At 40.6% G+C, this 11,878-nt stretch carries 10 protein-coding genes; all 10 read right to left on the reverse strand.

The window, feature by feature from the left end:
• Positions 1-26: 26 nt before the first annotated feature.
• The 10 genes from miaB to G608_RS22120 all read right to left on the reverse strand — a co-directional run bounded on the left by miaB (position 27) and on the right by G608_RS22120 (position 11,771).
• Complete coding sequence (gene miaB / locus G608_RS0102530; protein ID WP_026494697.1) at positions 27-1,469, reverse strand: tRNA (N6-isopentenyl adenosine(37)-C2)-methylthiotransferase MiaB; 1,443 nt, start codon at positions 1,467-1,469, stop codon at positions 27-29.
• Positions 1,470-1,493: 24 nt separating this feature from the next.
• Positions 1,494-2,759, reverse strand: coding sequence for a peptidase T (gene pepT, locus G608_RS0102535; protein WP_051208738.1), 1,266 nt, complete (start codon positions 2,757-2,759; stop codon positions 1,494-1,496).
• Positions 2,752-3,372 (reverse strand): DUF5662 family protein, encoded by a 621-nt coding sequence (locus G608_RS19615; RefSeq protein WP_242829320.1) that lies wholly within the window; start codon positions 3,370-3,372, stop codon positions 2,752-2,754. The genes pepT and G608_RS19615 overlap by 8 nt, the downstream gene beginning before the upstream one ends.
• Positions 3,369-5,294 carry a hypothetical protein gene (locus G608_RS19620; RefSeq protein ID WP_196810116.1) on the reverse strand — a complete coding sequence of 642 codons (1,926 nt, stop codon included), beginning with the start codon at positions 5,292-5,294 and terminating at the stop codon, positions 3,369-3,371. The genes G608_RS19615 and G608_RS19620 overlap by 4 nt, the downstream gene beginning before the upstream one ends.
• 184 nt (positions 5,295-5,478) lie before the next feature.
• Positions 5,479-5,826 carry a DUF1292 domain-containing protein gene (locus G608_RS0102550; RefSeq protein WP_196810117.1) on the reverse strand — a complete coding sequence of 116 codons (348 nt, stop codon included), beginning with the start codon at positions 5,824-5,826 and terminating at the stop codon, positions 5,479-5,481.
• Positions 5,827-5,858: 32 nt separating this feature from the next.
• Entirely contained in the window at positions 5,859-6,638 is a 780-nt protein-coding gene (locus G608_RS0102555; protein WP_026494700.1) for a DUF6033 family protein, read from the reverse strand.
• Positions 6,639-6,753: 115 nt separating this feature from the next.
• Positions 6,754-7,497, reverse strand: a complete 744-nt coding sequence (locus G608_RS0102560; protein ID WP_026494701.1) for a response regulator — start codon at positions 7,495-7,497, stop codon at positions 6,754-6,756.
• 14 nt (positions 7,498-7,511) lie between these two features.
• Complete coding sequence (locus G608_RS0102565) at positions 7,512-8,591, reverse strand: response regulator (protein ID WP_026494702.1); 1,080 nt, start codon at positions 8,589-8,591, stop codon at positions 7,512-7,514.
• 11 nt (positions 8,592-8,602) lie between these two features.
• Positions 8,603-10,612 (reverse strand): ATP-binding protein, encoded by a 2,010-nt coding sequence (locus tag G608_RS22115; protein WP_051208742.1) that lies wholly within the window; start codon positions 10,610-10,612, stop codon positions 8,603-8,605.
• Between the two features lie 94 nt (positions 10,613-10,706).
• Positions 10,707-11,771 carry a DUF4349 domain-containing protein gene (locus tag G608_RS22120; RefSeq protein WP_051208743.1) on the reverse strand — a complete coding sequence of 355 codons (1,065 nt, stop codon included), beginning with the start codon at positions 11,769-11,771 and terminating at the stop codon, positions 10,707-10,709.
• Positions 11,772-11,878 lie beyond the last annotated feature (107 nt).

The raw sequence follows: 11,878 nt of genomic DNA on the forward strand, positions 1-11,878 counted from the left end.
CAAAGTAGTTTATCTCCATATCCGCATTATTTTATTAAAGTGCCCATGTAGTAAAAGCCGTGGCACTCATCAAGCTTAACATCCACAAATTCACCGATAAGTGACTTGTCAGCAGGGAAATGAACCAAAGTATTATTGGACATTCTGCCTGTTACAAGTGAAGAATCCTGTTCATTTACTTCTTCAACCAGCACCCTGTGGGTCTGACCTGTAAATCTTGATGCACGCTTTTTGGCTGTTTCCTGAACAACCTTAAGAAGTCTGTCAAAGTTAGGCTTACTTACAGACTCAGGAACCTGTTCCATGGCGGCAGCAGGTGTGCCCGTTCTCTTTGAATAAATAAAGGTGAAAGCATTATCAAATTCAGCTTTTCTTACAACATCGATGGTCTCATCAACATCGCTGTCGGTTTCACCGGGGAATCCCACAATGATATCTGTTGTAAGTGATACATCGGGAATCTGTTCCTTAATCTTATCAACCAAAGCAAGGTAGCTTTCCTTTGTATAGCGTCTGTTCATCTTGTTCAAAATCTCATCAGAACCTGACTGCAATGGAAGATGAATATGTCTTGCAACCTTCTCATTTTCAGCAATTACCTTGATAAGATCATCAGAAAGGTCCTTAGGATGTGAGGTCATAAATCTGACACGCTCGATGCCATCAACCTTGCAGACCTCATTCAAAAGCTCCGCAAAGCTCATCTTATCCTCATCAGGAAGACCTCTTCCGTAGGAATTAACGTTCTGTCCAAGCAGCATAATTTCCTTAACGCCGTCTTTTGCAAGATACTCGATCTCTCGGATGATATCCTTAGGATTTCTTGATCTCTCGCGTCCTCTTACGTAAGGAACGATACAATAGGTGCAGAAGTTGTTGCAGCCAAACATAATATTGATGCCTGACTTGAAGGGATACTTTCTGACAATAGGAAGATCCTCAACGATCTGGTCCGTATCCTTCCAGATATCAATAATCATTCTGTCAGATTCAAACATAGTGCAGATAAGCTCTGCAAACTTAAAGATATTATGTGTTCCGAAAATAAGGTCCACATGACGATAACTCTTCTGAATCTTTTCTATGGCACCCTGCTCCTGCATCATGCAGCCGCAAAGAGCAATCTTCATCCAGGGCTTTTTCTTTTTTATACCCGATACAAAACCAAGTCTTCCAAATACTCTCTGATCAGCATTATCTCTGACAGTACAGGTATTGTAGATGACAAAATCAGCATCCTCGGACTCAGTCTGCTCGTATCCGATTTTTGTAAGGATCCCGATAAGCTTCTCTGAATCTCTGGCATTCATCTGACAACCAAATGTCACAACGCAGGCTGTAGGCTTTCTGCCAAGTTCCTTCTCAAGTTCTTCTACATAACCCTGAGCCTTTTCCATGAAGGAAAACTGTCTTTTTGTTTCTTCTCCTGCATTTTCGGTAATATTGCTGTGTAATACTTTTTCACTCATTAAATTCAAATAACTCCATCTAAATCAAACTGTATAATCGCCGTAAATCTCACTGATATTAAGAAGTATGTCTACTGTCTTATTTATCTCCTGAACTGAAGCATACTCATATCTTCCGTGATAGTTGTAACCGCCTGTGCAAAGGTTCGGACAGGGCAGTCCCTTAAAGGAAAGCATTGCTCCGTCAGTACCGCCTCTGATAGCAAATTCAAGAGGTGTAACTCCCTCATCAAGCATTGCCTTTCTTGCATTTTCAATAAGATGCATGTGAGGTCTTATCTTCTCTATCATATTGTAATAAGAATCCTCCATGGTAAGCTCAACCGTATTCTCGCCATATTTTGCATTGAGGAAATCTACGATTCTCTTAACTGTCTCTTTTTTCTCTGTAAATTTCTCCATATCATGGTCACGAATGATGTAATAGCAAACTGCCTTTTCGCAGGTTCCCTTCATCATGGTTAGATGATAAAAGCCCTCTCTTCCCTCTGTGTACATGGGATTCTGGCTAACAGGAAGCATTGACTGGAACTCGTAAGCGATAAGTGTCGCATTGAGCATCTTGTTCTTGGCATCACCGGGATGAACGCTTTTGCCGTTGATGATAAGCTCAACCTCAGCGGCATTGAAATTCTCGTACTCAAGATCCCCAAGCTTTCCGCCATCAACAGTATAGGCAAACTCAGCGCCGAATCTGTCTAAATCAAAATACTTTGTACCTTCACCGATTTCCTCATCAGGTGTGAAGCCAATTTTAATCTCTCCATGCTTAATCTCAGGATTAAGTAAAAGAGTCTGGGCCATGGTCATGATCTCTGCAATACCTGCCTTATCATCAGCACCAAGAAGAGTTGTACCGTCTGTTACGATAAGATCCTCACCCTTGTGATTTAAAAGCTCAGGAAAAGTCTTTGGTGAAAGCACATACTTTCCATCCTCAGAAAGCTTTATGTCTTCTCCGTCGTATTTCTCAACAATCCTTGCATTAACGTCCTTGCCGCTTACAGCATCGGAAGTATCCATATGTGAAATAAAGCCAATCACAGGTGTTTTCTTGTCGTTATTTGCTGGAATTGTGGCATAAACATAGCAGTGCTCTGCGTCATAAAAAACGTCTGATGCACCCATATCCTGAAGTTCCTTCGTAAGAAGCTTAGCAAGCTCATGCTGCTTCATGGTAGAAGGGCTTGTATTTGTGTGTTCGTCAGACTGTGTATCAAATTTGGTGTAGCGAAGAAATCTCTCAACTACATCCTCCGGTTTCTTTGAAATTGTGCTTAATTTACTCATTGGTTCTAATTCTTTCCTCCAGTTCTTTTTCCCAGCGCAGTCTGTCTCTGCCTGTCAGAAATATTTCCTTGATGTATTTAAAGGTAGCTGCTTCTCCCTGCTCTCCGAGCATGTTAAGGAAGAATTCCAGCTTGTTGGCAGTATCGGGATGAATAAGGTCCTTCACTCTTTCCTTTTCCCTCTCATAATACTTGTATGAATCCCAGGCTTCATATTCATCGCCTCTGTAGGTCATACAGGCCGCAACTCTGTCAGCTATCATTTCAGCTATGTAATTGTCAGGCATCGGTGCCGGCACTATGGAGCTTTCACTTCCGGGTTTATTGAAAAAATCGATATAGTACTCAAAATGATGCCTGTTTCTACCTTTGTGATGAAGCCATGCATCAGAATACCCATTTACCTCACGCTCTCTTGCGTTGGGGGATCTTGTTCCCTGATAATACCTTGCACCTCTGAAAAACTCAGTAAAGGAATATTTTGAGAGGTCATGTGTCAGCCCCTGAAAATATATCCCCATCTGAAAACAATGTTTACAAACAAGATGCCTGTGCTTTGTAATAGTAATAAAATGACCAAGCATCTTTTTTAATGTGATCTTATCCTCTGTCATTTATTTACGCTGCTTCTCTTTTTTGTATTTTTTGTAACAGGCTTACCTACGCCTATAAGAATTTTTACGGATCTCTCCGCACACTCAATATTTTCCTGATCCTTAAGCGTCTGCATACGTTTAAAGTCTTCTGTATTCTCTGTATCATTCAGAAGCTTCCATCGCATTCCTTCAGGGAGCTTAGGAAGCGCAAACTTAACCGGTGTCCAGTGCATATTGTAAGCTACATAGAAGAAATCCTGTTCCTTATCCGACTGCTCGTATAATCCGCAGTACAACATACCTATGCAGTGACTGTAGTTGGAAAGGTCGGGTCTCCATGCCTCTGTTCCGTGATAGGAAAGATCGGGATATCCGCAGGCCTTGTAATCCATAAGCTTGAAGGGTTTGGACTCGTGAAGAATCTTATACTTAAATCTCAGATTACTTAAAAATCTGACATAATCAATAAGTGCCTCACCCTGAGGTCTTGATGCTTCCTTCCAGTCAACCCAGCCTGTGGCGTTGTCCTGGCAATATGGATTGTTATTGCCGTCCTGAGAATTCAAAAATTCATCGCCGCCAAAGAGCATAGGCGTTCCCTGAGAGAAGAAAAGCATGGTAAGAGCATTCTTAATCTGCTTATATCTAAGAGATAAAATCGACTGTTTTCTTGTCTTACCCTCTATACCGCAATTCCAACTAAAGTTGTTCGGATTACCGTCAGTATTATTTTCACCGTTAAGCTCGTTTCTCTTATGCTCGTAGGACACAAGATCACAGAGTCTGAAGCCTTCATAGTCGCAAATGAAATTAACTATACCGGCATCGGGTGAATTGCTCAGCATCAGTCTGATGAAATCATTAAGGGAATTATCATCACCCTTAAGGAATCTTCTTGATGAATACATGAACTCATCCCTGTATTCCGCAAGTGTTCTCATTTCAGGGGCTTTTCCCTTATAAAGCCTTCCGTAATCAAAGCCGTAATACCATATCTTAATATCAGAAAGCGCAGGATCAGATGCAATAAGCAAAGGTGCAGCTCCATTACCCTTAAGGTGCACTCCGTCGATGTGATAATTAAACACCCAATGTCTGATGGCTGATGCCATGATATCCTGTGGGACATTCTCGTCAAAATAGAACTGCATAATGACTTCTATGCCATGCTTATGGAATAGCTTGACCATATCCTTAAATTCAACATCGGCATCATCGACAGCCTGTGCATACGCTGTCCTTGGCGCAAAATAAAAGCCGTTCTTATAGCCCCAGAAGTTTATCTTTTTTCTCTGGTTTGCATGATCCTTTATCTGGCCGTCCTCGCTTACCATAACCTTCCTGGCTGAGGAAGCCACTCTCGATATGGAGCCCTCCGGCATATTAACACCGTTGGTTCGCTCGGGGCCTGCATTATCAAGAACGCACATCTCATAGGAGGGCATTATCTCTATTGCCGTAACTCCAAGTGATTTTAAGTACGTAAGCTTTTCGCAAAGTCCGCTGTAGGTTCCGCGTTTTTTCAGCTCAACTCCGCTGGAAGGGCTCTTTGTATAGCCTCTTACATGAAGTGTATAAATAAAGGAATCTTCATATTTTCTGCGGGGTCTCTTATCCGATTCCCAATCGTAGGGAGTATCATCAATTCTGCAGCGCAGACTAGCCATATCTACAGGCTTTGCCCATTTATCAAATCCCTCAATATAATGAGCATAGGGATCGCAGAATGTCTTTTTATCGTCAAAAAGCATGTAGTATTTATATTCCGATGTGTCACCCGTAATCACACAGCTAAATACATTGCCGTACCTGTGCTCCTCGGAAAATTCTATTTTTTCGCCTTTTTTGTCATTTTCGCGAAACAAAATTATGCCGCATCCTGTTTTAGAATCAAATGCCGCACATACTCTTATGCTGTTATCTACCCTTTGTATCCCCATTGGATAAGGCTGAAGGCTGCCTATTTTCAAGTTTTTTCTCATCTTTTTTCCCTAATCGATATTTTAAGACATTATATTATACCACAAAGCAGCATACAAAACGAATAAATACAAAAAAGCGACGATGAAGGAAATTCATCGCCGCCTCGCACATTGTCTTATAAATCAGGTATTCCGAATATGATCAATCCTCGGGATCCGCATCAATAAGCTCATCAAACTCAACATCATCGAGATACTCATCAAAAGCATCTGCCACAGCCTCGTATTCATCGTCATCTTCGATGTATCCAAGCTCGGGCTCATCATCCTCTGATTTCTGAATAAACTGATAAAACCACACATTTCCGTCATTGTTCTGACCGTTCTCATCAAGAGGAAGAAGAACGATGTAATCCTTCTCCTGTACTGTAAGTACGATAAGAACTGCGCAGCTTACCTGAGTTCCGTCATTGAGCTCGATATCAACTGTCATCTGCTCATCATTCTGAATCTTAGTGTTCATCTTTGTTGCGATCTCTGAAAAGATCATAAAGTAGTTACCTCCTTAGTAAAGCCTTAGCCTTAAACCGACAGATCAAGCTTCTGTCCATAGTCCTTAACAGGCTTAGCTTCTATTGTGCTCCAATCGATATTTTTAATCTTGTCGATGAGTTCTTCCACAGAGTCAGCATAAACAGAGGTCTTTTTCTCATAAGCAGGCTCCTTCTTACCGTAGCCCTCTTTTAATTTATCCAGCTGTTCCTGGCGTTCCTCTCTTGCTTTAGCCTTCTTCTCTTCAGCCTTGGCAGCTTCTTTATCAGCAGCTACCTGCTTGTTGTACTTATCATTCTGCTCCTTAATGGTAGCGAAGAACTTTGTGGTACCGTCTGCGTCAATCTTAACGCCTATAGACTCTACGCTCTGGCCTTCTTCCTCCAGCTGCTTCTTCATATCTTCAAGCTTGCCGGTTGATTCGTCGATGATACCCATGTACTTATTCTTGGTCTCTTCATCGGCTGCCATCTGCTCAAGCACTTCAGGCTCGATCAGGACACTGTAATCCTTTGTGCCTCTTGCCATAATCTCTTCGGCTTCCTCATCTGAGGAATAGTTTGACACAAAAAAGTCCATATTTCCATACTTTTCTTTAAGTTCATCCAAAAGTTTTTTAGCAGCATCGCTGAGTTCAACGCCTTCCTGAATATGCGTTTCTGACGCAGCTTTATTTTTCTGGATCTCCATCTTATCATTTTTCTTTTGAGACGCATTTACATCGTCAGCTTTCTTGGACCTTTGACTGTTTGTCTGATAGGCACTAAGCTGATTCGCAATAGACGCACCCAGCCCATTTACCGTACTCATATTGAAACCCTCCTTTGCTTAAGAATCTGCGACTTCCTTGTCACAAATAGATATACTATTCCAAATTGTTTATCGACAGATTCTAAATATAACTTAATAGCAGAATCAGATTTTTTTACATATTTATGAAAAACTGATCCAGCTTATTGTGGAGCGTAGTCCTGTCAACAGTCTTAAGAATGTAATCCGCCGGTTTAAGGGCAAGCACTCTTACGATACTCGCTTTATCTCCCTTCGCTGTAAGGAACATAACAGGTATATCCTTAATACTGGCATCACTCTTAAACATTTCAAGCACCTTTGGCCCTGAGGTTACAGGCATCTCATAATCAAGAAGTATTAAATCGGCCTCATTTTTAGCAAGCCAGGTAATTGCCTGAATTCCGGAATTGACCATTGCAACTCTGTAATCATCCATAAGCCAGGATCTGATGGTTCTCATGTATGCAACATCATCATCCACGATAAGGATGCAGCGCTTCCTTGCTTCAAGCATTTCATCTGTAAAGAAATTATCGCAGGCTTCAAGGAAGTCATCCATTTTAAGAGGTCTTGCAAAGAATTTCTCAATATTAGACTCAGGAAGATATTTTAATGCCTCGTCGTATTCAACAGGGTTTCCGATGACCATAATTGTCCTGTTAGTCTCAAGGCAAAGATCCTTTAAATAAATCAGAGTCTTAGGAATAATCTCATCAAGATAATAAACAAAAAGCGTAGTCTCTTCCTGCTTTTGCTTTATATCCTCAACCTTTTCCTGAGTAAAATATGCGTTTATACCGGCATCTCTAAGCTTCATTAGGAGGCCTTTTACCATAAAGGATTCATTTGCACCTATTATCTGTAGATTTTTTGCCATCGCATCGTCTCCATTTATTCTTTGATAATTCTTGCAATGTTTTCCCAGTCCAGATTAGTTAACAGCTTTTCTATCTCGGCAAATTTTTTTGCATCTTTTTCAGGTAACTTATATTCTTTCATGGATTTAACAACCATGTCGGCCAGGTCAAAATCCATACTTTCGCAAAATTCAAGTAGTGACTGATATGCGTCATTCAATGAGCTTTGCGGTATTTCCTCTTTATCGTCGTCGGCTTCGTCTCCTCCAAGGAATGATAGTTTTTTCTTAAAGCCTCTGTAATAAGAAAGCAAATCCTCAGTCTCTGCTTTTATCTTATCAATATCACCGGCATTTCCGGCATCCTCAAGATCCTTTGCATCAGCTCTTAGCTTATCAGCACCTATCAGATTTCCCGAGCTCTTAAGAGCATGAACCTTGATGGTATAATTCTCCCAATCCTCGTTCCGATAAAATTTCTCAATTTCCTCGGACTTCATATCTATTGAGCTGTAGAAAATATTGAGAGCCGTTACATAAGCGTCATAGGATCCGCAAAGTGAAAGTCCCTGCTGCTCATCAATATCCTCCACATCCTTAAGCGTATCCGTTACAGCACCACCGGAAGGAGCTGCTTTGTTTTCTCGTATATCCTCCTGTGTCGAGACAGGCTCTGAGTAAGCTTTTTTCTCCGGTGTCTTCTTTGCCGAATTATGCGGAAGCTTAAGCTTTTTTCTCATACTGTCAGGTAAATATATGATCAGAATTGCCAAAAGCTGATTATAATCAACAGGCTTCTCGATATAATTATCAAATCCCGCATCAAGACAGGTATGACCCTCAGCCGGTGTATCTGCGGCAACCATGGCAACTATTGGCGTTGCCTTGTTCATATTGTCTATACCCATCTTAATCTGATTGAAGGTTTCAATGCCATCAGGATCAGGCATCATATAGTCCATGAGAATAAGGCAGTACTCATTGTTTCTTACTGCACGAAGGCAGTCTCGTCCACTTGCAGCTTCATCACAACTAACACCCAGTAGCTCCAGGTGTTTTTTCAGAAAAAACAGATCAAGTTTTGAATCATCAACAACTAATACTGTCTCGCTCACAAAAAGCTCCTTTAGGACTCCTTAGCAATAATATTTGCACGGGTCATCAGAAGTCCGATGGCTGCATACAGATCCGGATCATCTGAATAGTCCTCTCTAATATCAACTATTGTCTCAGGCTTAACCTGCGCCATGGAAGGCTCGTATTTCACAGACTTCGTAGGAACATGCTTCACGTAACTTGAGCCATCCGTCTTAATCACCTTATCCGCAGGCAAAAGCTCCAGCAGAACCTTTTCAAGTGCATCACCTATTATGGGTTTACTTAAATAGTCCTCAAATCCGGAGTTCCTGTAAACCTCTCTCGCACCGGAAAATGCATTTGCTGTCAAAACTACACAGGGCTTGTTGCAGTTAGGAGATTTTTCATTACTTCTTAATCTCCAGAGCATTTCCATACCATCCATGCCCGGCATCCGGTGGTCTATCAGGAGTAGATCAAATTCTTGCTCATCACATATCTTAAGAGCCTCCTTACCGCTTGTCGCAGTAACAATCTGAATCTTTGTATCCTGAATAAGACTCTTAGTAACCACAAGGTTGATCTCATTGTCATCGACAATAAGAATCTTAGCTTCAGGAGCTTCAAAGAGCTGTCTGTAATTATCCTCGCTCTTGATCAGCTTTTCATAGGTCTCATGGAAATCGCCTATAGGATCCCAGCTTCTTGTCTCCTGCTGAACAACAAATGAAAAGGTTGAGCCCTTTCCATACTCGCTTCGAACCATCAGCTCCGAATTCATCATAGCAAGAAGCTTTTGAACGATACTCATTCCAAGTCCGGTTCCCTCGACGTTACGGTTTCTCACTTCCTCAAGTCTTTCGAAAGGACTGAAGAGCCTTGTCATATCTTCATCTCTTATACCGATACCGGTGTCTGAAACCGAGATTTTTAGACCTATCGTTCCGTTTATATCAAGACGACCGCTGGATGAATAATCAACATCCATGTGTATAGAGCCCTTCTCTGTATACTTAATGGCGTTAGTAAGAATATTAAGAATAATCTGTTTAAGTCTTACGTTATCACCATAGAGAAGGTGCGGCATCTCCTCGTTTACAGTTATCTGTAGGTCCAGTCCCTTGTTTCTGGCTCTCTCATCAACCATGCTGATAAGCTCTGCAATGGTTCCGGCAAGATCATATTCCACATTGTAGAGTTCCATTTTTTCTGCTTCTATCTTGGAAAAATCAAGGACATCATTTATCAGTGAAAGCAATGTGTTGCCGGCACTTTTTATGTTATGCGAATACTTAAGCAGATTGTCATCATCATATTCTCTGATGATCAGCTCATTCATTCCCAAAATAGCATTTATGGGAGTTCTGATTTCATGAGACATCTGCGAAAGGAACTGGCTCTTTGCGCTGTTTGCCGCTATAGCCTCCGCCTCTGCTTCGGCAGCCTTTTCACTAAGCTGCTCTAACTCTGCGTTATTAAGGGCCATACTAATCCTCAGCTTCTGAATGAGTACAGCGACTATTCCGGATACTATAAGTGATGTAAATATCTGGAAAACATCCCTTGAATAAAAAAATGACACCTTATTTATTACTACTAACAGACAGAAAACAGCGCTGAGTGAAAGATCAAATAAAATATAAATCTTCAGCTTATCTATATAAATCGCAACAAATATAATCAAAAAGAACGGAAATAGTACAGACGGCGTTTCAGCTCCCGCAGACATTGCATCAATTAAAATACATCCAAGATACAATATTCCATAGGCTATAAGGCTTTCGCGCCTGCATGCCTTAAATGATAGCTTTTTATTTACAAGTATCTGATTTGTTATAAAGAAAACAATGATAAATGCAAATAGAAGGTAATAAAGAGAGTGGATAATAAATCCTCTTATTATTACCTTCGAAATTATAATCATGGCTAAAAAGATGGCCGCTACTACGATGGACATCTTTCTTTGAACTGACATATTCGTTTTTACGATATCTTTTTCACAGAGCTCAAAGTATCGGTCTTCCTTACTCTTATACTCTGCGAGGACCTCATGTATCATAAGGTTTCCCCCTTTATATGTCTGTTCAAATCATAACAATTGTCATATTTAATTACAATGAACTAATTATAAAAAAAAGCTAAATAATTAACTATCACTTCTTATCTTCTGTGCTGTTGTTTTTCACCTCCGGCTGCTGTGTAAATACAGGCTGAGACTGCTGTGTCTGCTGCGGCTGCATGTTCTGATACATCATAGGATTCTTTGCCATTTTCTCAGCTCTTTTCTTTTTTGCCTTCTTATCGCAAATCTTAACTATAATTATAACAATTATCAAAATAACGATAAGAACGATAAGTGTAGGTATATGTGTAATGATTGCAAGAAGAAGCGCTTCAAAGAATGCAACTACAGCTGCAAAGTTTTCTACAAAGCCTTCTCCTGCTTTCTCCCAGAAGGTCTTTGGAGCATCCGGCGTATATTCAATAACTTCATCGATTGACATCTCAACAGTACTGTAGCTTACCTGATTATCAAAGGTTCGAAGCTGTGACTCCATGGATTCAAGCTGATACTGAACGTCAGTGAGCTTATCCTGTATTGTTATGATATCCTCAACTGATTCAGCCTTTTCCATAAGAGTAAGAAGCTGATCCTGCTCCTTAAGAAGTGCCTTTTTATGGCCCTCAAGATCCGCATAGGTAAGAGTAACGTCCTTGACACTCCTGTTCTGGCTCTTAATATGACTCTTCTCATCAACAGAGCTCATAAAGCCGTCAAGCTTGGCTTCGGGAATTCTGAGAGTAAGCGATCCGTATCTCTCACTTCTTGAGTTGTAGCTGTTATTATTTATATTTTCACTTTCAATATATCCACCAAGCTGCTCTGTCTTTTCCTTGATAAACTTTACAAGAGCGTCAAACTCCTGTGTCTCAACGTCAACACTTATGTTTGTAATAAGCTTTCTGGTTGATTTATTGGACTCTGCACTTTCTTCGGTAATCTCCGTGGCACCATTTGAAGCACTGCCCGGAGCCTCTGCCTCATCATAATACTCAACGGCTTCATCGTTATATAAGCCATCTGAACCAGCATAAGATTCAGTGGCAGATTCATAGTTTGCACTCTTATTATAAGAGCTGCCACCACATCCCACAGCCAAAACAGCAGTAATGACCGCAAGTGAAATTGATAATTTCTTTATAATATTCCTTTTCATAGCTTTAATCCTTCCCCATAAGTAAAATATGATTTACAAATATACGTTAATTATATTACATAAACACGAAGAAAACTATATTTATGCATTTTAGGCTTTTTTTGATT

Source organism: Butyrivibrio sp. WCD3002 (assembly GCF_000424265.1).
GTDB lineage: Bacteria > Bacillota > Clostridia > Lachnospirales > Lachnospiraceae > Butyrivibrio.